Source organism: Kouleothrix sp., assembly GCF_046328425.1.
Classification (GTDB): Bacteria; Chloroflexota; Chloroflexia; order Chloroflexales; family Roseiflexaceae; genus Kouleothrix.
The window spans coordinates 15516-38257 of record NZ_JAXLWP010000010.1; the positions used below are offsets into that span (position 1 = coordinate 15516).

24 protein-coding genes and 1 pseudogene are annotated in these 22742 nt (G+C 68.2%); 16 read left to right on the forward strand and 9 right to left on the reverse strand.

Annotated elements, in window-relative coordinates; all coding sequences use genetic code 11:
* The first annotated feature begins 13 nt into the window (after window positions 1–13).
* The 9 genes from U0177_RS10665 (at window position 14) to U0177_RS10705 (ending at window position 7293) form a co-directional block, all read left to right on the forward strand.
* Window positions 14–712, forward strand: coding sequence for a GAF domain-containing protein (locus U0177_RS10665; RefSeq protein WP_409570610.1), 699 nt, complete (start codon window positions 14–16; stop codon window positions 710–712).
* Window positions 709–1122, forward strand: a complete 414-nt coding sequence (locus tag U0177_RS10670; protein WP_409570611.1) for a hypothetical protein — start codon at window positions 709–711, stop codon at window positions 1120–1122. Before U0177_RS10665 ends, U0177_RS10670 begins: the two co-directional genes overlap by 4 nt.
* A 21-nt stretch (window positions 1123–1143) precedes the next feature.
* Complete coding sequence (locus U0177_RS10675; protein ID WP_409570612.1) at window positions 1144–2517, forward strand: hypothetical protein; 1374 nt, start codon at window positions 1144–1146, stop codon at window positions 2515–2517.
* Window positions 2518–2696: 179 nt separating this feature from the next.
* Window positions 2697–3863: a helix-turn-helix domain-containing protein gene (locus U0177_RS10680; RefSeq protein ID WP_409570613.1), complete on the forward strand. Its 1167-nt coding sequence runs from the start codon at window positions 2697–2699 to the stop codon at window positions 3861–3863.
* Between the two features lie 328 nt (window positions 3864–4191).
* Window positions 4192–4611, forward strand: a complete 420-nt coding sequence (locus U0177_RS10685; RefSeq protein WP_409570614.1) for a PH domain-containing protein — start codon at window positions 4192–4194, stop codon at window positions 4609–4611.
* 15 nt (window positions 4612–4626) lie between these two features.
* Window positions 4627–5388, forward strand: a complete 762-nt coding sequence (locus tag U0177_RS10690; RefSeq protein WP_409570615.1) for a protein kinase domain-containing protein — start codon at window positions 4627–4629, stop codon at window positions 5386–5388.
* 50 nt (window positions 5389–5438) lie between these two features.
* The gene (locus U0177_RS10695) at window positions 5439–6215 is read left to right on the forward strand and encodes an alkaline phosphatase family protein (RefSeq protein ID WP_409570616.1); all 777 of its coding nucleotides are present in this window, start codon (window positions 5439–5441) and stop codon (window positions 6213–6215) included.
* On the forward strand, window positions 6212–6682 hold the full coding sequence (locus tag U0177_RS10700) for an alpha/beta fold hydrolase (protein WP_409570617.1): 471 nt from the start codon (window positions 6212–6214) through the stop codon (window positions 6680–6682). The genes U0177_RS10695 and U0177_RS10700 overlap by 4 nt, the downstream gene beginning before the upstream one ends.
* A 251-nt stretch (window positions 6683–6933) precedes the next feature.
* Window positions 6934–7293: a four-helix bundle copper-binding protein gene (locus U0177_RS10705; protein ID WP_409570618.1), complete on the forward strand. Its 360-nt coding sequence runs from the start codon at window positions 6934–6936 to the stop codon at window positions 7291–7293.
* A 123-nt stretch (window positions 7294–7416) separates the two neighbouring features.
* Here U0177_RS10705 and ureC read toward each other — a convergent pair whose 3' ends face one another.
* From ureC to U0177_RS10725, 4 genes are all read right to left on the reverse strand, one after another.
* Window positions 7417–9135, reverse strand: coding sequence for an urease subunit alpha (ureC, locus tag U0177_RS10710; RefSeq protein ID WP_409570619.1), 1719 nt, complete (start codon window positions 9133–9135; stop codon window positions 7417–7419).
* An 80-nt stretch (window positions 9136–9215) separates the two neighbouring features.
* Complete coding sequence (locus U0177_RS10715; protein WP_409570620.1) at window positions 9216–9800, reverse strand: hypothetical protein; 585 nt, start codon at window positions 9798–9800, stop codon at window positions 9216–9218.
* A 28-nt stretch (window positions 9801–9828) separates the two neighbouring features.
* On the reverse strand, window positions 9829–10200 hold the full coding sequence (locus U0177_RS10720; RefSeq protein WP_409570621.1) for an urease subunit beta: 372 nt from the start codon (window positions 10198–10200) through the stop codon (window positions 9829–9831).
* Between the two features lie 179 nt (window positions 10201–10379).
* A complete protein-coding gene (locus U0177_RS10725) occupies window positions 10380–10682 on the reverse strand; it encodes an urease subunit gamma (RefSeq protein WP_409570622.1) in 303 nt (100 codons plus the stop codon).
* A 204-nt stretch (window positions 10683–10886) separates the two neighbouring features.
* On the opposite strand from U0177_RS10725, the gene U0177_RS10730 reads away from it, so the two are divergent.
* Both U0177_RS10730 and U0177_RS10735 read left to right on the forward strand, forming a co-directional pair.
* Window positions 10887–11249 (forward strand): hypothetical protein, encoded by a 363-nt coding sequence (locus U0177_RS10730; protein WP_409570623.1) that lies wholly within the window; start codon window positions 10887–10889, stop codon window positions 11247–11249.
* Between the two features lie 25 nt (window positions 11250–11274).
* Entirely contained in the window at window positions 11275–12429 is a 1155-nt protein-coding gene (locus tag U0177_RS10735) for an ISKra4 family transposase (RefSeq protein ID WP_409570624.1), read from the forward strand.
* 15 nt (window positions 12430–12444) lie between these two features.
* Here U0177_RS10735 and U0177_RS10740 read toward each other — a convergent pair whose 3' ends face one another.
* Together U0177_RS10740 and U0177_RS10745 are read right to left on the reverse strand one after the other, a co-directional pair.
* Complete coding sequence (locus U0177_RS10740; protein ID WP_409570625.1) at window positions 12445–13305, reverse strand: AraC family transcriptional regulator; 861 nt, start codon at window positions 13303–13305, stop codon at window positions 12445–12447.
* Between the two features lie 19 nt (window positions 13306–13324).
* Window positions 13325–13900, reverse strand: a complete 576-nt coding sequence (locus U0177_RS10745; protein WP_409570626.1) for a metalloregulator ArsR/SmtB family transcription factor — start codon at window positions 13898–13900, stop codon at window positions 13325–13327.
* 187 nt (window positions 13901–14087) lie between these two features.
* On the opposite strand from U0177_RS10745, the gene U0177_RS10750 reads away from it, so the two are divergent.
* Window positions 14088–14684 (forward strand): LysE family translocator, encoded by a 597-nt coding sequence (locus tag U0177_RS10750; protein ID WP_409570627.1) that lies wholly within the window; start codon window positions 14088–14090, stop codon window positions 14682–14684.
* A 4-nt stretch (window positions 14685–14688) separates the two neighbouring features.
* Here U0177_RS10750 and U0177_RS10755 read toward each other — a convergent pair.
* The 3 genes and pseudogenes from U0177_RS10755 to mmuM form a co-directional block, all read right to left on the reverse strand.
* A pseudogene (locus tag U0177_RS10755) lies at window positions 14689–14822 on the reverse strand (VOC family protein); the annotation flags it as partial.
* 177 nt (window positions 14823–14999) lie between these two features.
* Window positions 15000–17054, reverse strand: coding sequence for an NAD(P)-binding protein (locus tag U0177_RS10760; RefSeq protein WP_409570628.1), 2055 nt, complete (start codon window positions 17052–17054; stop codon window positions 15000–15002).
* 178 nt (window positions 17055–17232) lie between these two features.
* Window positions 17233–18168 (reverse strand): homocysteine S-methyltransferase, encoded by a 936-nt coding sequence (gene mmuM, locus U0177_RS10765; RefSeq protein WP_409570629.1) that lies wholly within the window; start codon window positions 18166–18168, stop codon window positions 17233–17235.
* On the opposite strand from mmuM, the gene U0177_RS10770 reads away from it, so the two are divergent.
* From U0177_RS10770 to U0177_RS10785, 4 genes are all read left to right on the forward strand, one after another.
* On the forward strand, window positions 18136–18420 hold the full coding sequence (locus U0177_RS10770; RefSeq protein WP_409570630.1) for a hypothetical protein: 285 nt from the start codon (window positions 18136–18138) through the stop codon (window positions 18418–18420). The two genes, mmuM and U0177_RS10770, sit on opposite strands and share 33 nt — an antisense overlap.
* A gap of 26 nt (window positions 18421–18446) precedes the next feature.
* Window positions 18447–19133, forward strand: a complete 687-nt coding sequence (locus tag U0177_RS10775; protein WP_409570631.1) for a TetR/AcrR family transcriptional regulator — start codon at window positions 18447–18449, stop codon at window positions 19131–19133.
* A gap of 168 nt (window positions 19134–19301) precedes the next feature.
* Window positions 19302–20042 (forward strand): ABC transporter ATP-binding protein, encoded by a 741-nt coding sequence (locus tag U0177_RS10780; RefSeq protein ID WP_409570632.1) that lies wholly within the window; start codon window positions 19302–19304, stop codon window positions 20040–20042.
* Window positions 20043–20058: 16 nt separating this feature from the next.
* Entirely contained in the window at window positions 20059–22593 is a 2535-nt protein-coding gene (locus U0177_RS10785; RefSeq protein ID WP_409570633.1) for an FtsX-like permease family protein, read from the forward strand.
* The last annotated feature ends 149 nt before the right edge of the window (window positions 22594–22742 follow it).

Below are 22742 nucleotides of genomic sequence, written 5' to 3' on the forward strand. Positions count from 1 at the left end.
GGCGATTGTTGGGGTGAGCCAGCGCGGCAGCCCCGAGCTGGCACCGTTCGAGCGCGTCACCCTGCCGCTTGCGGGCGAGCCCTCAGCGTGCGGCGATCGAGCAGCGCAGACCGCGCGTATTCCAGGGCCAGGCCGAGCGCAGAGCCAGCTCGACGCGCTGTTTCTTGAGCGCGGCTTTCGCCCGCCGGTGGGCGAGTGGGTCGAACTGCCGCTGATTGTCCGGGAGCGTGTCTGGGGCCTGCTGACGCTTGACAACGCCAGCGCCGCTCGCACGCTCACCGGCGCGCAGAGCAACCTGATCAGCCTGTTTGCGCGCCAGGCCGAGGCGGCGATCGAGCGCGTCGAGCAAGATTCACGGCTGCGCTTCCTCACCATGGCCGCCGCGCGGATCGCCTGGGCTGCCGAGATCGCCCACGATGTGAATAGCGAGCTTAGCCATATCCGCTCGCTAGTCGACCGAATGAAGCGCCTGCCAAGCTGCACCTACCGCGATCTGCGGCGGCTGGGCCAGGGCCGCGACCCGCGCCTGGCAGCGCTGGCAGCGCGCCTCGACCCGGCGGCGGCGCCGCAGCGGCGCTCGATGCGGCATGGGCTATGGAGCTGGCCCAGGTGTACCTCGACGACTTGGCGCTGCACGCCGGGCGCCTGGCGATCACCCACCGACACGCGCGCCGCCGGGCGAGATCGACACCCAGCCGCTGGCGATCAATGAGGTGGCTCGCGCAGCTGCTGAGCATTCCGCTTGGCCAAGATGCCGAGCTGCGGCTGCGCCTGGCCGGCGAGCGCACCGTGGCCACCAGCCCGATGGTGCTGCGGCGCGTGCTGCTGCACTGCGCGCAACGCGCGCGAGGCCAAGCGCCCGCACGGCGGCACGATCACCGTGCGTACCCTGTTTCCGCGGCGGCAGCGGTCGAAATCCGGCTGGAAAGATCCGGCCCGGGTGTTCCGGCCGACGTGCGCCTCGCACTGGACTTTCAGCGGCAGATCACGACGAAAAATCGGCCAGGCGGCCTGGGCCTCATGTTTGTGCGCATTATGCTCGAGGGCCTGGGCTGCCGGATCAAGCTGCTGCCGTCGGCCGCCGGGGCAGTGTTTGCGATCGAGCTGCCGAGCGCACTATAGCCGAAGGGAAGGAGCACCCGCATGGAGACTCACTCGCCCGCTGAGACTCCCTGGATGCCTGATGTGCTGATCGTCGACAACGACGACGAGATGCGTGATCAGATCTGGCAGGATCTGGTGTCGTGGAACTACCGGCCGGTGCTCGCCGCTGGCCAGGGGCCGGCGCTGCTGGCCGATACCCTGGCGCTCTTGGCGCGCTCGCACTACGCAGTTGCGCTGATCGACCTGCGGATCGGCGATAATTACGACCCGCACGAACAGGGCGGCCTGGATGTGATCCGCGCGATCCGCGCGCGCAGTGGCACGAACTGCATCTTGCGCACGGCCTTCCCGACTGTCGATGTCGCGCGCGAGGCGATCGCGCGGCGCGGCGCGTTCGACCTGGCGCACAAGAATGCGCCGCCGGCCGAGCTGCGCGGCCTGCTCGCCCGCGCTGTAAGGTATTCGTGCCTGTGCGAGCAGAGCGGCACGCTCCACTGGCACCCCGCCGCTGGCGATATGGCCGGCCGCGCCGCCAGCGCGCCGCCCGCCGATACCCGCAGCCTGCTCGGGCTGCTCAACCAGCCTCCCGGCGGCGCCGCGCTCGACGGTACGCGCATCCTGGCGGCGCTCGACGCGGTGCTCGATCTGCTTGAGCACTACCAGGCGCGCGGCGAAGAAGATGCCGCGCCGCCGTTTGAGCCGCTGATCGAACTCTATCTGCTCGATTTACTCGACGGCGCCGCGCCTATGCCGGTGCGCTTCGCAGCCGAGCCGGCGGCGGCGCTCGAGCTGCCCGACCCGGTGGCCTGGCTGGCCGCGCGGCGCCTGCACGACGCGCCGCGCGGCCAGGTGCTGGCGCGCTGCCACCGCGCGCTGCGCCTGGCCGATATTCTGATCGACGCGGCAGGCCAGCCGTGGATCGACCAGATGTGGCAGGCCGGGTGCCAGCACCACCTCTACGACCTTGCGGCGCTGCTGGTCGATCTGCTGGCTGTGGCCGAGCTGGGGCAGCGCCGCGAGCTGCCGCTGATCTACCAGCTGGTGAGCGCGCTCATCGAGCCCGATTCGCTGGCGCAGGCGCCGCGCCCACCGCAGCCGGTGCTGCGCAACCCGCGCGCCCGGCAGCTGTTTCACCTGGCGCAGCAGCTGGCCCGGCGCGCGCTTGGGCCGGAACTTGGCGACGGCCCCGGCGCGCGCGATGGCGTGGCGCTGGCGCGCGAGCTGCGCTGGGCCGTGCTGCTCGAGGCTGTGCGCCGCCTGCTGCACCTGCTCGAAACACAGCCGCCTTGTGCCGGCGGCGCGCGCTCGGCCGCGCTTGCCGTGGCCGCGCTGTGCTGCGCCCGCCTTCGATGCTGGCGGCGCTGCTCGGCCGCTGCCGGGCTGGGCCTGAGATCGATGTCGGCGAAATCCTGAGCTACCGCGAAGACGAGCTGCGGCATATCTGCCGCGCGATCGGGCTGGGCGAGTCGCTGATCGTGGCCGGCCGGGCTATCGATGCAATTGCGCGCCGGCGCTGCAGCATATCGGCATGCAGCCGCATGTGCAGCGCACCACTGGCCTGCCGCGCCGCGCCGATACGGTCTACATGCTGAATGCAACATGAGCCCATCGATGAGCTCGACGATCGGCACTTTTACGAGCTGCTGCTCACGCGCCTGAGCTACCACCCCGCCGCCCAGGCGCACCACGCCGACCTGCTGGCGCTGCGCCACGAGGCGATCTTGTCGAACAATGGCTTGCTGGCCCTGCGCAACCTCGAGCACGCCGTGGATCTGGTGCTGGCCGATCAGCGCCTGGCGCTGTCTTTCATCCTCAGCTCGTTCGACGAGCCGTACGCCCGGCTGGCGCCGCGCGTGTTTCGCGCCCTGCGCGCACTGTACGAGTACTACCCCAGCCGGCTGGGTTTCGTGCTCGGCCTGAATGCCCCGCCCGCTCGCCAGAGCGCCTCCGACGAGCGCGCGGCGTTTACTGCGATGTTCCTGCGCACCTACTGGCTGGCGCCCGATAATCAGGCCGACGCCGAGCTGGTGCTGCGGCGCGTCGAGCAGCGGCTGGAGTGGCAGCTGCCCGAGCCCGAGCGCGCGGCGGCGATCGCGCTCAGCGGCTGCCACCCGGTGCTGCTGAATGCGATCTGCCTCGCGCGCTACGATCAGCCGCAGCTCGATCTGTCATCGCCCGAGATCGGCTGGGCGCTCGAACTGCCGGCGGTGCAGACAGAGTTCGGCCAGCTGTGGCACGCTCTCGACGCGCGCGAGCGCCTGGCGCTGATTGCTCTGGTGCTGCCGGCTGCGAGCAATGGGCACGGGCGTGCAGACAATGGCATTGAGCCGAGCGACCCGGCGGCTGTGCGGCGGCTGCGCGACCGGGCGCTGCTCGTCGAGGGCCGGGTCTTCAGCCCGCTGTTCGCGCGTTTCGTCGAGCAGAAGGCCAGCCTGCTCATGTTCGACGGCAGCCGCTTTTGGCTGCGCGGCGCTCCTTTGGCGCTCAGCAACATTCCGCTGAAGATCGTGAAATACCTGTACTCTCAGGCTGGGAAACTTTGCTCGAATGAAGAGCTGCAGTCGTTGTGGCGTGAAGATCCAAGCGAAACCGAGCCACACCAGAAACTTGCGCTCGAGCAGAAGGCCGCCAGCCTGCACCAGCATATCCGAGCTATACATAACGCTTTAGGCGACAAGACACCGTTTCGCTATTTGGTGAATGACAGGGCCGGCGGAGGCTACCGCTTGCTGCACACCGACCATGCCGATATGCAGTAGGGCCATGTTGCGATTTTGGCGCAAAGCGCCAAGAGCGGCAGGAGCCCGGGGCGCTTCGCCGCCCCCGAGCCCTTAGGCTGGCACTGCGGGTGAAGCCACGCAGTGCAAATACACCATACGTGGGAGTTACACGCTTGGTGTGACTCGGCTTCCTCGCGGTACGAGATTGAGCCTGCGGCAGCATAGTACGTGGTGCTCTATCTTTCAGCCTGAATCAGCTGATATTCAGAACAAAGAGTTCATTCGTCTGCGATACCACCATCCAGGATGAACAAATTATTATATAGCTAGCCAAACCGCCGTTGCCCGCTCGGAAAGGAGGAACGCCATGCCGAACCGATCGCCGCACTGCCCGCCGATTATTCTGCGGCGCTACCGGCCGCTGCTGCTGCTGGCGCTGGCGCTGCTGCTGGCGCCGATGATCGGCTGCGTCGCCCTGGTGGGCCTGTTCGACAGTCTGCTGCCGCTGGTGGCGCTCGCGGCGCTTGGCGGCGTCGCGCTGCACACACTGCTGCGCTTCCGCACCGACGCGCTCGAGCTGCGCGCCGACAGCCTGATCTGCCGCTATGGCGCGGTAGGCGCGCGCGAGACCATGATGCTGCGCCAGCGCACGGTGGTGCAGGTGCGGCAGAGCGCGCTGGGCCGGCTGCTCGACGTAGGCGATGTGGTGTTGATCAGCGGCGCGCAGCGCGTTGAGCTGCGGCAGCTCGCCAACATCCACCATCTGCGCGAATGGTATGCCATGTAGCCAGGAGGCTCCGCCATGACAACGTCAGCTGCCAATTGCGGCGCGGCCGCGCTGCGCGAGCGCTACTGCGTGCTGCGTACGCTAGCGATCACCGATCTGAATATTGTGTCGGCGGGGATCGATCGCGCCAGCGGTGCGCCGGTGGTGATCAAGGCGGCGCTGGCCGCCTGCCACGATCCGATCGAGCATCGCCAGCGCTGCTATGTGCTGGCGTACGAGGCGCTGATGCTGCGGCGGCTCGAGCGCTATGGCGTCGCCGCGCCGCGCCTGCTCGATACATTTCACCACGGTGGCCAGCCGTTCCTGGTGATGAGCCGTGTCGCCGGCAGCACCCTCGACACGCTGTATCGCGCCGGCCGGCTTCCGCCCACGGCGGCGGTGGCGGCGATCGCTGCGGTGGCCGCGACGCTGGAGCTGCTGCACCTGTGCGGCTATGTCCACCACGATGTCAAGCCTCAGAACATCGTGCAGCCGCCAGCCGGCGCGGCCGTGCTGATCGACTGGGGCTCGGCCGCACGCATCCGGCCCTACGGCGAGCGCAGCCGCTTTCTGGCCTACACCAGCGGCTTCGCCAGCCGCGAGCAGCGGCTATGCCAGGTGCTCGCGGCCAACGATATCTACGCGCTTGGCCGCACGCTGGCGGCGCTGGTGGCCGAGCCAACGCCCGCGCTGGCGGCGATCATCCGGCGCGCCAGCGGGGCCGCCAGCCAGCGCTACACCAGCATGCGCGCGTTTCGCAGCGAGCTTGCCGCGTATGCCGGCGCCAGCTTGGTATGATACAATCGGCGTGCTCGCCTGAGCCATAGCAGAAAGACGCGAGGAAGCGAATGGTGGTGTTTATTCTGATCGACGGCCTGCGTCCCGACGCGATTGCGCCGGCCGACTGCCCGAACCTCAAGCGGCTGATTGCGCGCGGCGCCGCGACCATGCGCGCCACCAGCGTGATGCCCTCGATGACGCTGCCCTGCCACACGTCGATCTTCCACAGCGTGCCGCCCCAGCGCCACGGCATCAGCAGCAATGTCTGGTCGCCTATGGCCCGGCCGCTGCCCGGCCTGTTCGATCTGGCCAAGGCCGCCGGCAAGCGCAGCGCGTTTGCGTACAACTGGGAAGAGCTGCGCGACCTCGGGCGGCCCGGCAGCCTCGACCTCGCGCTGTTCCGCAGCACGGCCTACCAGGCCGACGGCGACGATATTATCGCGGCCGAGGCGGCGCGCGCGCTGCCCGGCGGCGGCTACGATTTCGCCTTCGTCTACCTTGGCACCGTCGACACCGCCGGCCACTACTATGGCTGGATGTCGGAAGGCTACATCGCCCAGATCGCCGCAGCCGACCGCGCGCTGGGGGTTGTCGAGGCGGCGCTGCCCGCCGATACGGTCTATGTGCTGCAGAGCGATCACGGCGGGCACGAGCGCACCCACGGCACCGCCGCGCCCGAAGATATGACCATCCCCTGGCTGGTGGCCGGCCCCGGCATCCGCGCCGGCCACACCATCGCCGCGCCCGTCAGCCTGCTCGACACCGCGCCGACGATCGCGCGGCTGCTGGGGATTGCGCCGCACCCCGAGTGGGAGGGCCGCTGCGTCGAAGAGATATTTGTATGAGCGATGTGATCTTTATCCACGGGCAAGAGAGCAGCAGCCGCACCTACAAGGCCACGCTGCTGCGCGCGGCGTTCCCCGGCGCGCTGGTGCCCGATTTCAGCGGCACGCTGGCCGAGCGTATGGCGCGCCTCGAGCCGATCCTGGCGGCCGGCCAGGCGTGGGCGATCGTTGGCTCGAGCATGGGCGGGCTGATGGCCGCGCTGTGGGCGTGCGCCCACCCCGCGCGGGTGCGCCGGCTGGTGCTGCTGGCGCCGGCGATCCACCTGGCTGAGTTCGCGCCGGATGCGCCTATCGACGTGCCGACGGCGGTGTTCCACGGCCTGCGCGACAGCGTGGTGCCGCTCGCGCCGGTGCGCGCCGCCGCCGAGCGGGCGTTTCGCCACCTTGAGTTTCACACCGTGGACGACGACCACCGGCTGCACTCCACTGCCACGGCGATCGATTGGCGCGCGCTGCTCGGCGGCTGATGCCAAACTCGGCTGATCACACGCTTTATGGTGGGGGCTCAGGGGCGGCAAAGCCGCCCCTCGAAATTGCTTCTTTTTGATGAAGCTACCTGAAAGGGGTGCGCGAGGGGCTATGCCCCTCGCGCACCCCTAGGTAGCTTCGAAAGAACGAGATCAAACGAAGTTGGTGCGATGCCGGCATGGAACCTGCTGCTCTGCTAGGCTATCTGGCCGCGCGATGGCGTGCGGCATAGCGGAGAGAGGAGACAGCCATGACGAGCCAAGCCCGCGAGCGGATCGGCGACGTGATGCGCGAGTGCATCGGCAACTGCCTGAACTGCTTTCAAATGTGCGAGCGCACGATCCAGCACTGCCTGAGCCTGGGGGGCCAGCACGCCGCGCCGGTGCATATTCGCACGCTGCAAGATTGCGCGCAGATCTGCGCCACGAGCGCGGCGTTTATGCTGCGCATGTCGCCGCTGCACTCGCAGGTGTGCGGCGTATGCGCCGAGGCGTGCCAGGCCTGCGCCGAAAGCTGCCGCGGCATGGGCCGCGATAGCCAGATGCTGGCGTGCGCCGAGGCGTGCCAGGCATGCGCCGAGAGCTGCCGGCGGATGGCCACCGGCGCGTAGCGCGCCGCGCCCGATACGGAAAACCCCGCACCTATAGAGAATCAGGGCGCGCTCTGCCAAAAGCAGAGCGCGCCAGCTGCGTAGGTTCTAGCTGCGACAACAAGCCCTGTTTCGGGCGGCGCCTCACACAATATAGAACAGCTGAGTCAGCGGCAGCCGCTCGGCCGGCTCGCAGGTGGCCAGCTCGCCATCCACAAACACCTGGTAGGTCTCGGGGTCGACATCAATACGCGGCATGGCGCTGTTGCGCACCAGGCTGGCCTTGCCGACGCTGCGGCAGTGCTTCACCGCTACGGCGCGGCGCGTCAGCCCGAGCCGCTCGGGCACGCCCAGGTCGATCGACGCCTGCGACATGAAGTTGACGCAGGTGCGACCAAGCGCCCGGCCGTGCGCGCCGAACATCGGGCGGTAGAACACCGGCTGAGGCGTGGGGATCGAAGCGTTCGGGTCGCCCATCGCGGCCCAGGCGATCATGCCGCCCTTCAGAATCATCTTGGGCTTCGCGCCGAAGTAGGCCGGGTCCCACAGCACAATATCGGCCAGCTTGCCCGGCTCGAGGCTGCCGACCTCGTGGGCGATGCCGTGGGCCAGCGCCGGGTTGATCGTCAGCTTGGCCAGGTAGCGCAGCACGCGCGCGTTGTCGTGCTCGGCGGTGTCGTCGGGCAGCGGGCCGCGCTGCTCCTTCATCTTGTGCGCCGTCTGGATCGCGCGCGTCACCACCTCGCCCACCCGCCCCATCGCCTGCGAGTCCGACGAGTACATGCTGATCACGCCCAGGTCGTGCAGGACATCCTCGGCGGCGATGGTCTCTTTGCGGATGCGGCTCTCGGCGAAGGCCACGTCTTCGGCGATTGCCGGGTTGAGGTGATGGCAGACGATCAGCATATCGAGGTGCTCGGCCAGCGTGTTGACGGTGTATGGGCGGGTTGGGTTGGTGCTGGAGGGCAGGATGTTCGGCAGCGCGGCGATCTTAATGATGTCGGGCGCGTGGCCGCCGCCGGCGCCCTCGGTGTGGTAGGTGTGGATGGTGCGCCCGCCGATCGCCGAGATCGTATCTTCGACAAAGCCGCTCTCGTTGAGCGTGTCGGTGTGGATGGCCACCTGCACGTCGTACTCGTCGGCCACGCGCAGCGAGGCATCGATCACCGCCGGCGTGGTGCCCCAGTCCTCGTGGTCCTTCAGGCCGCATACGCCGGCCTCGATCTGCTCGCGCAGCGCTTCGGGCGAGCTGGCGTTGCCTTTGCCGAGCAGGCCCCAGTTCACCGGCAGGCCCTCGGCGGCCTCGAGCATGCGCGCGATGTACCAGGGGCCGGGCGTGACGGTGGTGGCGTTGGTGCCGTCGGCCGGGCCGGTGCCGCCGCCGATCATGGTGGTGATGCCGTTCGAGAGCGCCTCGTACACCTGCTGCGGCGCGATCATGTGGATGTGGCTGTCGATCGCGCCGGCGGTGGCGATCAGGTGCTCGCCGGCGATCACCTCGGTGCCCGGGCCGATCACCATCTGCGGGTGCACGCCGTCCATGGTATCCGGGTTGCCGGCCTTGCCGAGTGCGACGATCCGGCCGCTCTTCACGCCGATGTCGGCCTTCACTACGCCCAGCACTGCGTCGAGCACGATCGCGTTGGTGATCACCAGGTCGAGCGCTCCGGCGCGGCTGGTGGCCGACGCGCGCTGGGCCATGCCGTCGCGTATGGTCTTGCCGCCGCCGAACACCGCCTCGTCGCCGTGGGTCAGCAGGTCGCGCTCGATCTGGATCAGCAGGTTGGTATCGGCCAGGCGCACGCGGTCGCCGGTGGTGGGGCCATACAGCGCGGCGTACTGGCTGCGGGGTATGCGGGCCATGCGAGTTCCTTTGCTTCAAGGCACGGTAGACGCGGCGAAACTGATGCTTTGATGCGCCGCTGTTCAGGTAGGCTCTTATGCTACGCCGGCCTGCGGCGGCGCCATGCCACGCCCGCCAGCAGCGCCAGCGCGGCCGATCCGGCCAGCAGCGGCGCGGCGCCTGGCGCCGGGGCGCTCGGTGGGCCTGCGCCCGCCGCCGCGAACGACGACGCCAGCGGCAGGTAGGCGCGCGGCGCCAGGTTCAGCGCGGCGATCACCTGGGCGATCGTGTCCTGGTTGGCCGGCTCGGTCGCGTCGAACTGGCCCATGTAGCTCGCCTGCAGCCCATTCGCGGTAACACGCGCGAAAAAGATCAGGTGCTGGCCCACCTGCACGGACGAGCGGCACAGCGAGCCTGGCCCGAAGCCGACGATCGTGACGCTGCCGGGCTGGTTGCCTTTGAACACCTGCAGCACGCTGATTGTCGCGGTATCGTCGGGGATGCTGGTGGTCGCCAGGCTGTCGACGATGCCCTCGAGCACTACGTCGGCTGCGGCGACGCGCTGCGCGATGGTGTAGTGCGGCAGCCCGCCCGGCGGCGGCGTGCAGGCCAGCGCCGGCGCGGCCCACAGCAAGCTCAGCAGCGCGGCGGCCAGCCCGGCCGCGCGGCGCGTGGTTGTCGCCATTGGCAACGCTCCGTTCTGGTGCGCCGCGCTACTCGGTGAAGCCCTGCTCGCGGGCGCGGCGCAGCGCGTCGCGCGTGCCGCCCTCGGTGGCGGTGCTGCCCTCGGCGAGGCGGTTGAAGCCAAGCGCGCGGCGCAGGCCGCCTAGCTCCACCAGCTCGACCTCGCGCGTGTCGCCGGGCTCGAAGCGCGCCGACAGCCCGGCCGCGATGTTCAGGCGCATCCCTAGCGCGGCGGCGCGGTCGAACTTCAGCGCGCGGTTGACCTCGAAGAAGTGAAAGTGCGACCCGACCTGGATCGGCCGGTCGCCAGTGTTGCTGACGCTGACCGTCGTGGTGCGGCGGCCGGCGTTGATCTCGACTGGCTCATCGCGCAGCAGGTAGCGGCCGGTGTTGCCTGCCATTGTTTCCTCCCGCATAGTATTAGGCACACTTGTGTGATACGGCTTGCTCAAGCGACGAGATTGAGCCTGCGGCGGCAAGGTTTTGTGTGCGGTTTTTCCGCGCGGAAAAACCGCATACGATAATAGATATAGTACCGCTCTGCCGAAGGCTGAACGCGCCAGCTGCGTAAGCCCTAAACTTATACAATCGGGTCGTGGCACGAGATCAGCTTGGTGCCGTCGGGGAAGGTAGCCTCGACCTGCACCACCGGCAGCATGGCCGGCACTTCGTCCATCACGTCGTCGCGCGAGAGCACGTGGCGGCCCAGCTCCATCAGCTCGGCCACGCCTTTGCCGTCGCGCGCGCCCTCGAGCAGCGCCTCGCTGATCAGCGCGGTAGCCTCGGCGACGTTCAGGCGCAGCCCGCGCGCCCTGCGGCGGCGCGCCAGGTCGGCGACGACATAGATCAGCAGCTTCTCTTGTTCGCGCGGGGTGAGAAACATCGCCAACCTCCAGAAAGCACTAAGCACGCGCTGCCAGCCAGTGGGCGCGTGCCGTCGTCGGCGCTCGGTTTGTGCGGGGTGGAACGCCCGAGAGTATAAACGCGGTCGTACGTTTGGTCAAATGCTCAGCGCACGGTGGGTGTGACGGAAAGTCTTGCAGGTGGTAGGATGAGGTCGCGACACGTTTTCTCTAGGAGCGATGCGATGAATCACCCGCTTGACGAGCACACCTGGCATCGGATGACTGAGGAGATTCTGGCCGGGATGCGCGAATGGCGCCAGGCGCATCCCAAAGCCACGCTCCGCGAAATCGAGGACGAACTAGATACCCGCTGGGCGCGCGTCCGAGCGCGTATGCTCGAAGATATGGCGCTCGCCAGTGCGGCCGCCAACTGGGCGGCAACAGCAGAGGGCCAGCAGCCGACCTGTCCAGATTGCGGCCAGCCGCTTCGCCTCCGTGGCACTGACACACGCACGCTCCAAACTCACGGCGGCCAATCCTTGAACCTGGCGCGTTCCTACGGCACCTGCCCTGCCTGCGGCACGGGCCTTTTCCCCCCTCGATGACGAGTTGGGGTTGTTGCCAGGTCGCTTGACCCCACGACTGCACGAAGCGCTGGTTCGGCTCAGCACCCATATCCCCTCATTCGCGAAAGCTGCTAAGGAGCTGGCCTGGTTTACCGGTGCCCAGATCCATTCCGATACCGCGCGAGCGCATACGGAAGCTGCCGGTGCGATGGTGGTCGCCTACGAGACACGCGAAGCAGAACGCATCCTGCGTGAGCAACCCGCGCCGCCCTGTGCACCGGACCGCTTGCTGCTCAGCGTCGATGGCGCCATGGTCCCGCTCGTTCACGGGCAGTGGACCGAGGTGCGCACGCTCGCGGTCGGCGAGGTGCAGCCGCCTCAGAAGACCGCCGATGGCCCGGTTGTACACACCACCAAGCTGTCCTACTTCTCGCGCCGAACCGACAGCGCTCGCTTTGGCGAACTGGCGACCCTTGAGTTGCACCGACGCGGACTGGAAGGCGCACGCCAGGTTGGGGTAGTCGCCGATGGAGCGCTGTGGTGTCAGTCCTTTGCCGATCTGCACTATGGTGAGGCGCTGCGTATTCTGGATTTCGCTCACGCGGCGGAATATCTGAGTGCAATCGCCCAGAGCAGCGGAGCAAACGGGCCGCTGTTGTCGGCACCGCAACTGGTGGAGATGCGCCACGCGCTGAAGGAGCAGGGGGCGGCTGTGGTGCTGCCGCAATTGCGCGCGCTGGTGGCGACAGTGCCGGACACCAGCGAAGTGGCCGGCAGCCTGGCGTATTTGGAAAGCCGGCAGGCGCAGATGGACTACCCACGGTTTGTCGCGGAAGGCTGGCCGATTGGCAGCGGAATGGTCGAGAGCGCGAACAAGCTGGTGGTCGAAGACCGGCTCAAAGGCGCAGGGATGCACTGGGCCGAGGCCAACGTCAATCCGCTTCTGGCGCTACGGAATGCGGTGTGCAATGACCGCTGGGAGGAGTGCTGGAGGGTGATTGAGCGAGAGCAGCGCCGCCAAGTGAGCGCTCGCCGGCAGGCACGCTGCCGGACACGCGCTGCAGCTCGGGGAAAAGAGGCGCCAGCGAGAGCAGCGGCACCGCCAGCGCCGGCGTGTCCACGCGTGCGACCGCTCGAGCCAGAAGTGAAGTCAGCACACCATCCCTGGAAGCGAGCCTGGAGCATACGCCGTCAACGCGAAGTCGCTGATCAGCGGTAAGTGCAGAAACATCCGTCACACCCGCGCACGGTAGCGCGCCGGGGTGAGCCCATAGGCGGCTTTGAACATGCGCGTGAAGTGGGCCTGGTCGGCGAAGCCGGCTCCCAGCGCGGTGTCGGCCAGCGCGCGCCCGGCGGCCACCTGCTGGCGCGCGCCGTCCAGCCGGCGCATGAGCAGGTAGCGATAGGGGCTGGTGCCGCACACCAGGCGGAACTGGCGCGCCAGCTCGTAGCGGCTGAGCCCTGCCACAGTCTCCAGCTCGGCCGAGGCGACCACGCGCGCCCGCTCGGCGTCGAGGTACTCGCGCGCCCGCTCCACGGCGGCGACGTCGAGCCGGCGCGGGACGCGGGCCTGGCCGCAGCTTGGGTCGATCTCGACCAGGCCCTCGGCCAGCTGCAGCACCAGGCTGTCGGCTGCCAGCGGCTCGCGCGTGTCAAGAAACGCACTGGCGATCGCCGCCGCCAGCCTGGGGCTGGTGCACACCGGGGCGCGCACAAACGGCAGCGCGCAGGGGCGGCCGCAGATCGCCCGGGCTGCCTGGAAGATCAGCGCCGGATCGATATACAGGATGCGGTAGCCGAACCCGACCTCGCCGACAGCGTGCCCGTCGTGCAGCTCGTCGGGGTGCAGCACCACCACCTGGCCCGGCAGGCTGATCTCGGCCGCGCCTCGGTAGTCGAACCCCTGCACGCCGGTGGTCGTCAGGCAGATCGCGTAGGTGTCGTGGCGGTGCTTGCGGTAGGCCGGCCCGCGAAACCAGGCCTCCAGGCGCTCGACCCCGTGCTCGGCCTCGGCGCTGCGCATCCAGCCGGCCGAGTGCTCTGTGCACGATCGTTCAAGACCGACGCCGCTGGCTCTGCTATGATCGTTTTTCATACGATCCCTGGTTCTGCACCTAGACTTGTGTATTTGATTCTACACGCCAATACACACCGTTTTCGCGTTGCATTAGCTTATTGCCAATCAATTCTCGTCGCAACGTCGCCGTATCAGGGTGATACTGCTTTATAATCGTATTCACTTGGGCTTCAGGATAGCGCCTCCCTGTTTCGAAACGCGTAACCAGCCAGTTCAGAATAACATCACGCTTCTTACGCGTCTCCGGTATTTTCGTCAGTTGGTTATCGATGAGATACGTTTGAAGCACCTTGCGCTCCCAGGCATCGCTCACGACATTTTCAGCAATTGTGGCAACCTGTTCCGGTGTGAAAAGCTCGCGATTGATACGTTTGAGGGTTTCCTGCTTGAGGCAATAGCGGTGGCTCGTGCCTTCAGCGCGCATCTGGACCAGATCAAGGTCAAGTAACTTTGCAAGATGATGCGAAACCGTCGGCTCTTTGAGATCGAGAAGCTCAGCCAGCTCGCCGACGCTATATTCATGATCGGCCAGTAAGCCGAGCAATTTGAGCCGGCTTTCATGGGCAAGGGCTTTGAGGAATTGCAATAACAAGGTGAAGTCTTGCGTTTCCATCGCATACTCCTTTGAAGTTAATCTCCATAGATGTATATCTAAAAAGAAGTATATCAAAGGAATTACTGAGGTACAAGTCCGACGAAAGGCGTATCTGAACTGCCATCCAACACGCGCATTATGATTGGCGGCGTGGCTGATGCGCAATCCGATTGCGTTGGCGCTGCCGAGCCGAAAGAGAGGAGCCATGGCTGCCGAGCACACCCTTGCCTTTGTACTGTTCGCAGTTGTCGCGGCGATCACGCCGGGGCCAAGCAACCTGATCCTGACGTCGACCGGGGCGAGCGTTGGCGTGCTGCGTGGGCTGCCGAGCTTGTTTGGCGTCACGGTCGGGATGGGCGTAATGATGTTCCTGGTGGCCTTTGGGCTTGGCAGCGCCGTGCTCGCCAGCCCGGCCATTATACTTGTTCTCAAGTGGTGCGGGGTTGGCTTCCTGCTGTGGCTGGCATGGAAGATCGCCAGCGCAGGCCGGGGCGACGCGACCGCCAGCCAGCGCCAGGTCGGCTTCTGGCAGGCGGCCGCGTTCCAGTGGGTCAACCCGAAGTCGTGGCTGGTGTGCGCTAGCGCGGCAGGCACGTACCTCGAAGCCCAGGCCGGCGGTGCGCTGCCGCAGTCGCTCACGCTCGGCGCGCTGTTTGTGCTGGCCGCTCTGCCGAGCTGCTTCGTGTGGCTGGCGTTCGGGGCCACGCTCCAGCGCCTGCTGCGTAGCGAGCGCGCTTCGCGGATCTTCAACCTGGCGATGGGCGGGCTGCTCGCGGGATCGATCTTACTGTTTATCTGGTAGCCCGAAGCTCGTGCTGGTAGTCGCCCAGGCGAAACTCGGCGTAGCCCAGCCCTCAACGCATGGCACGACGCCCAGCAGCTTGGCGTACCAACGCTTCGCCGCCGCCAGGTCGGCCGCCCAAAAGCTCGCCGTCGTCAGTCAGCGCAGCATCGGGTGCTCCTTTCGTCGTGTTTTCCTGGGTGGAGTCTACCAGCAGTAGCAGACGGATACCATCCTAGAAGATGGGAAGACCCTATATACTTGGCTCTGAAATCTTCCAGTCTTCCCGCCCTTGTGGCAACGCTCCCTGCCATCTGTATTGGAAAGGTTTCGGCGCTAAGCCAGCAGCGCCCGCTCGACTCGAAACGGCGTCTCGTCCGCCGCCGGCTCCTCGAACTCGCGCGCGGCCAGGTGCCCGGCGAACACCGCCTGCGCGATGATGTGCGGCGCTGCGGCGTCGCCGATCAGGCGCAGGCTGCGCAGCCGCCGATCGGCCAGCGCCGGCCGCAGCTCGTGGTACAGCGCGTCGTTCGGCAGCCGGTCGGTCACCAGCACGACCGCGTCGCAGTCCAGGTCGACCGCCCGCCCGCTTGATGCGTCGGCCAGCTCGGCCCCGGCCGCGCCGATCGCCAGCAGCGTGTGCTGCGGCGCCAGCGCCACGCCGAGCCCGAGCAGCTGGCGCTGGATGCGCTCCTGCTCGAGCGTGTACTGCGCCCAGTACGACACCAGCGGCGCCGGGGTTGCCAGCGTGACGTGGCAGCCCTGGCGCGCCAGCCGCTCGGCCAGCACCCCGCCCATGTAGAAATGGTCGTTGTCGTACACCAGCACCCGCCCGGCCGGCGCGCGCCCATCCATGATATCGTCGGGCGTCAGCACGTGCGCCTGGCCGTGCCCGGCGATAGGCCGCCACTGCCCCCGGCCGACGCCGTCGCGCCGCCATGTCGCCCCGGTGGCGACGAACACGTGGGCGTAGCCGGCCTCCAGGATATCGGCGGCGCGCATCGGGCTGCCGGGGAACAGCTCGACATTCGCCAGCTTGCCGATCTGAGTCAGGCGCCAGTCGATCACCCGGCGCCACTCGGCCAAGCCGGGCAGCCGGGCCTCGCGCAGCACCCGCCCGCCTGGCTCGCGGCGCGCCTCGGCCAGCGCCACGCGGTAGCCGCGCTGCCCAAGCGCCCGCGCGCACTCAAGCCCGGCCGGCCCGCCGCCGACCACCAGCACCTCGGCGTCGCTCTTGCGCGGGGCGATCTGCTCGGGGTGCCAGCCGCGCCGCCACTCCTCGCCCATGGTCGGGTTCTGGGTGCAGCGGATCGGCACCAGCTTGCTGTCGGCGCTGACGCAGATGTTGCAGCCGACGCACTCGCGGATATCTTCGACCCGCCCGGCGCGGATCTTTTCGGGCAGGAACGGGTCGGCGATCGATGGCCGCGCCGCGCCGACGAGATCGACCAGCCCGCGCCGCACCGCCGCGGCCATCGCCTCGGGCGTGGTGTAGCGGCCGACGCCGACCACCGGCTTGCTGGTGAGCGACTTGACCGTCGCGATGTAGGGCTCCTGGTAGCCTTCCTTGGCGAAGCGCGAGGTGGCCGAATCGTTGCTCCAGTCGCTCACGTTCACATCCCACAGGTCGGGCAGCTCGGCCAGCAGCTCGACGATCGCGCGGCCCTCGTCGTGGTGGGTGATCCCATCGTCGCCGAGCAGCTCGTCGACCGCCAGGCGCACCGCGACCGCGCAGCTGTCGCCGACTGCCTCTTTGGTGTCCTCGATCAGCTCGCGCAGCAGCCGGGCGCGGTTGGCCAGGCTGCCGCCATACTCATCGGTTCGGTCGTTGAAGCGCCGCGAGAGCATATGCATCGGCAGCGACAGGCCGTGCCCAGCGTAGCAGTAGACGATGTCGAAGCCGGCGCGCTTGGCCCGCAGCGCCGCGGCGCGGTGCCAGCGCCGCAGCGCGCGCAGGTCTTCGCGGTCGGCGCGGCGCGCCTGCCCAGGCTCGAAGCCGCTGCCGCTGATCAGCGCCATCGGGCGCGGGGCAAGCGCCGTGGCGCGCGAGAACAGGTTGCTGCCGTTCGCCCCGCTGTACACCAGCTCGATTCCGGCCAGCGCGCCGTGCCTGTGCACCGCCTCGGCCATGATCGCCAGAGCCGGTATGTCGCCGTCGTCCCACAGCCGGCCTTCGTTGTAGGGCGCCACGTCGCTGCTGTGGTGGATCTCGACCTCCTCGGTGCACACCACGCCCCAGCCACCGGCGGCCTTGGTCGCGCGCATGGCGGCCAGGCTGCGCGGCATCCGGTGGCCCATCCCGTTGCAGTGCGGCACCTGGTAGAAGCGGTTCGGCGCCACCACCGGCCCGATCTGCACCGGCTCAAACAGAATTGCGAAGTCGTTTTGCATTGTTGTGCTTTCCTTTTTCTGTGGTCAGAACCTCTCTGATACCAACTCCGTTTGATTACTTGTGTTTTCTTGTGCGGCGCCCGGCTTTGCCGGGCGCCGCACAAGAAAAGGCTTCGGGGGCGGCGAAGCCGCCCCGAACCCCCACTATTTTCTGGTGGGTGGCGCGGCGGTTGCGAAGCTAGCGCCGCGCCCACTCGGCAATCGCGCGGATCTCGCGCGGGCCGGTGCGGCAGCAGCCGCCGATCAGCCGTGCGCCGCTGGCGTGCCACGCGCGCGCCTGCTCGGCGTAGGCGCCGGTTTCGCCCTCGCCAGCCCACGCGCCCGTGGCGGCGTCGTAGCCCTCGCCCGAGTTTGGGTACACCACGATCGGCTTGGCGCTGGCCGAGCGGATCGCGCGTATCAGGCCGGGGATGTGGTGTGGCGCGCTGCAGTTCACGCCGATCGCCGCCACCTGGTCGTAGCGATCGAGCAGGGCGGCGCACTCGGCCAGCGGCTCGCCGTGGCAGGTGTGCGCGCCGTCGCGGGCGCTGAAGCTGATCCAGGCGTGGCGGCCAGGGAACTCGGCCAGCAGCTCGGCCAGCGCCTGGGCCTCCTGCAGGCATGGGATCGTCTCGCATGCCAGGATGTCGGCCTGGCTGCCGGCCAGCACCGCCATGCGCGGCCGGTGGAACTCGGCCAGCTCGCTCGCGCTCAGGCCGTAGTCGCCGCGGTACTCCGAGCCGTCGGCCAGAAACGCGCCATACGGCCCGACCGACGCGGCTACGATCGGGCGCGGGCGGCCTGCGCGGTTGGCTGCCGTGGCCCAGAAGGCGTCGCGCGCGTCGGCGGCCAGCTGCACCGATCGGCGCATCAGCTCGGCGGCCGCGTCGGCGCCGAGGCCGCGCTGCGCGAAGCCGGCGAACGTGGCCTGGTAGCTGGCACTGATGGCGCAGTCGGCGCCGGCCGCGAAGTAGTCGGCGTGCACCTGGCGGATCAGGCCCGGCGCCTCGATCAGCACCTTCGCCGACCACAGCGGGTCGCGCAGGTCGCAGCCGCGCGCCTCGAGCTCGGTGGCTAGCGCGCCGTCGAGGATCATTAGCCCGTGCTCGCTGAGGATCTGGTCGATTGGGTTCATGGCGGTTTCTTTCTGTTTGCGCACAACCTGGGCGGCCGGCGGCTTGCCTTCGGCAGAGCGGCGCCGTTCGTGCGCGCCGCGCCGGTGCCGGCGCCGGGAATACGCATGGTACTCGATCTTCTTTTTTCCACCAAGGCGGCGCTCGCCTCGCGCAACCCCTTACGAGCCCTGGCTGCGGAAGCCCTGCCATTGACAGCCTGGCGTGGCCGCGGTATACTATGCCCCGAAAACAAACCGACGGTCGGTTTATAGCACGGGCAGCGGCGATGGCGCGGGTGGTGAAAGAGCAAGAATACACGGCGCGGCGCGGCGAGATCCTCGACGTAGCCGAGCGGCTGGTCGAGACGATCGGCTACGAGCGGATGTCGATCCAGGACATCCTGGACGCGCTGCAGATGTCGAAGGGCGCGTTCTACCACTACTTTGGCTCGAAGCACGCCCTGCTCGAGGTGCTCGTCGAGCGGCGGCTGGCCGAGGCCGAGCGGCGCCTGCTGCCGATCGTGCACGACGCCGAGCTGACGGCGCTCGCCAAGTTTGAGCGCTTCTTTCAAACCAGCAACAGCTGGAAGCTCGAGCAGCGCAGCTTTCTGATCAAGCTGCTCGGCGTCTGGTACGCCGACAGCAACGCGATCATGCGCCAGAAGGTGCGCGCGGCGGCGCTGAAGGTGCTGGCGCCGCTGTTCGCCACGATCGCGGTGCAGGGCGTGGCCGAGGGCGCGCTGAATGCGGCCTACCCCGAGCACGTCGGCATGGTGATGGTGAACCTGGCGTACGATTTTGGCGATATTCTCGCGGCGCAGCTGCTGGCGCACGAGCCGGCCGCCGCCAAGGCCCACAACATGGAGCAGACTATCGCGGTGTACACCGACGCGATCGAGCGCGTGCTGGGCGCGCCGAGCGGCTCGCTCGCGATCGCCGACGCCGCGACGCTGCGCGCCTGGGCCGATGTTTCCGAGGGCGGCTAGAGCCAATAGATTTCAAATTGCCACAAAGCCACACCGACGTACAGAATATGCGGCAGCAGCGCGCCTTCGAGACTTTGGGGCTTTGTGGCGAATGTCTATGTTTATTGCGGCTAGAACACTGGTAGAGCCTCCGCGAGTACGCGCGTCACAACAGTAGGCGGTGCGACCATGGCGCTGATCGAAGCCGAAAACCTGACCAGGCTGTATGGCGCGGGCGAGGCGGCCGTCACGGCGCTCGACCACGCCAGCCTCAGCGTCGAGGCGCGCGAGTTTGTGGCGGTGATGGGCCCGAGCGGCTGCGGCAAGTCGACGCTGCTGTACCTGCTGGGCGGCCTCGACCGGCCGACCAGCGGGCGGGTGCTGATCGAGGGCCAGTCGATCGGCGAGCTTGCCGACGACGACCTGACGCGCCTGCGGCGCCAGAAGATCGGCTTTGTGTTCCAGTCGTACAACCTCATCCCCATGCTCGACGCGATCGACAACGCCGCGCTGCCGCTGACGCTCGACGGCGCGCCGCCCGATACGGCGCGCGCCAGGGCCACCGAGTGGCTGCGCAAGGTCGGCCTCGGGCATCGCCTGAACAGCAGGCCCGACCAGCTTTCCGGCGGGCAGCAGCAGCGCGTGGCGGTGGCGCGCGCGCTGGTGGCCGAGCCCAAGCTGGTGCTGGCCGACGAGCCCACCGGCAACCTCGACACGCGCTCGTCCGACGAGATCGCCGCGCTGCTGCGCCAGATCGCCGACGACTGGGGCCGCGCCGTGGTGATGGTGACGCACGACGCGCATATCGCCTCGTACGCCGACCGGGTGCTGTTTCTGCGTGACGGCGTGATCGCCGACGCGCTGCGCCTCGAGGCGCGCGATGGCGCAAACGCCGACCTGGTGAACGCGCGGTTACGCCAGCTGGTGTAGTGTCAGGAGGCCGGCCATGCTCAGGCTACAGCTTACACTGGCGATGCGCTACCTGTGGGGGCGCAAGCTGCGCACCGCGCTCACCACGCTGGCGATCGTGTTCGGCACGATGGTGATCTTTGGCATGAACATCCTGCTGCCGACCATGCTGGCCGCGTTTCAGGCGAACGTGCTGGCCGCCGCCGGCCAGGTCGACGTGACCGTCACCGAGAAGAATGGCGAGGCGTTTGGCCGCGAGGTGCTCGGCAGGGTGCGCGCGGTGCCGGGCGTGCGCGCGCTGGCCGGCTCGCTCAGCCGCACCGTCAACATCCCCGCCGGCTACTACGGTCGCGCCCAGCTCGGCGCGCTGACGCTCACCGGCATTGATGTCGACGCGGCCCAGGCGCTGCGCACCTACGCGCTGAAATCCGGGCGCTTTCTGCGGCCCGGCGACGAGGCCGCCACGGTGATCACCGCCAACCTGGCCGAGAGCCTGGGCCTGAGCCTGGGCGGCAAGCTGCACCTGCCGACCGCCGACGGCGACGTGGCGCTCAGGGTTGTCGGCCTGATGCCGCCGCGCTCGCGCCCCGGCAACGAAGAGGTGCTGGTGACGCTGCACGAGGCCCAGAAGCTGCTCGACCTGCCGAACCGCATCAACACCGTCGAGGCCAACTTCGACACCACCGACCAGGCCCAGCGCGAAGCGACCCAGCGCGCGGTCGCGGCCGCGCTCGGCGACGACTACACGCTGGGCGGGATGGCGGGCGGCAGCGAGCTGCTCACCAGCCTGCAGACGTCGCGGGTGGCGTTTAGCGTGTTCGGCTTTCTGGCGCTTTTCATGGGCGGCTTCATTATTTTCAACACCTTCCGCACGATTATCGCCGAGCGCCGCCACGATATCGGCATGCTGCGCGCGATCGGCGCCAGCCGCGCGACGATCGTCGGGCTGATCCTGGCCGAGGGGCTGGTGCAGGGCGTGGCCGGCACGCTGATCGGCATGCTGCTCGGCTACCTCATGGGCGCCGGCCTGCTGATCCTGATGCGCTCGGTGTTCCGCGATTTCCTGCACATGGCGATCGGCGGCCCGGTGGTGCAGCCGCAGCTGATCGGGCTTACGCTGCTGCTGGGCGTGGGCGTGACGCTGCTCGCCGGCCTGCTGCCGGCGCTGAGCGCCAGCCGGGTGTCGCCGCTCGAGGCGCTGCGGCCGCCCGCCCCGGCCCCGCAGGGTGGCGCGCTGGGCCGGGGAACTCGTGCCGGCGCCGCGCTGCTGGTAGGCTCGCTGCTGGGCCTGCTCTCGCACAACGCGCGCCTGGCCGGGCTGGGCGGGCTGCTGTTTCTGTTCGGTCTGGTGCTGGTGGCGCCGGCGCTGGTGCGCCCGATCGCCACGCTGTTCAGCCGCCTGCTGGCCCTGGTGGTGGCGCGCGAGGGCACCGGCGAGCTGGCGCAGAGCAACGTGGTGCGCCAGCCCTCGCGCGCCGCGATCACCGCCAGCGCCACCATGGTCGGCCTGGCGATTATCGTGGCGATGGGCGGTATGATCTGGAGCCTGACCGGCGGTTTCCTGGGGGTGCTGCAGAAAAGTCTCGGCAGCGACTACCTGATCATGCCGCCGTCGGTGGGGGTGTGGCGCAGCAACCTGGGCGCCAAGCACGATCTGGCCGACCGTCTGCGCGACGCGCCAGGCGTGGCGGTGGTGAGCACGCTGCGCTACGCGGCGGCCTCGGCCAATGGCAAAAGCGTCTCGCTGCTGGGCATCGACCCCGAGTCGTACCCCAAGGTCGCGAGCCTGACATTCCAGGCCGGCGAGCCGAGATCGGCCTTTGGCGCGCTTGGCCGCGGGCGCGCGCTGATCGTGAATGGCGTGTTTGCCTCGCAGGCCGGCCTGGCCGTCGGCGATACCGTGCGCCTCGATACGCCCACCGGCCAGCAGCCCTACATGGTGCTGGCGGTCGCCGGCGACTACCTCAACGCCAAGCTGCCAACCGCGTATATCGCGCAGTCGAACCTGCAGCGCGATTTCCGCAAAAGCGAAGATATTTTTATTCAGCTCAATCTCGCGCCCAGCGCCAACGCCGCGGCGGTCGAGCCGAAGCTCAAGGCCATTCTGAAAGACTACCCGCAGTTCCGCCTGGTGTCGGGCAAGAGCTACTTCGAAGAAAACAAGCAGCTGTTCAACGCGTCGTTCGCGGTGATGTACGTGCTGCTGGCGGTGCTGGCGATGCCCTCGCTGATCGCGCTGCTGAACACGCTGGCGATCGGCGTGATCGAGCGCACCCGCGAGATCGGCATGCTGCGGGCGATCGGCGCGACGCGGCGGCAGGTGCGCCGGATCGTGATCGCCGAGGCGCTGCTGCTGGCGGCGATCGGCACGGCGTTCGGGCTGGTGGCCGGGCTGTACCTTGGCTACGTGCTGATCCTGGGCCTGAGTACGGTCGGCTACCCGGTGCAGTATGTGTTCCCATCGGCCGGGCTGGTGGCGGCGACGGCGATCGGCTTGCTGCTGGGCGTGCTGGCGGCGCTGGTGCCGGCGCGCCAGGCCGCGCGCATGAATATTGTGCGCGCGCTGCGCTAGTGAGTAGTGCTTGTGGGAGCTATCCAGCGTTTTTTGCCTGCGGCAGCATGGTACTTGATCATCTTTTGTGTGCGATTTTCCGCGCGTCGCGCGGAAAATCGCACACAGATACAAGAGGAAGTACCGCTCTGCCGAAGGCTGAGCGCGCC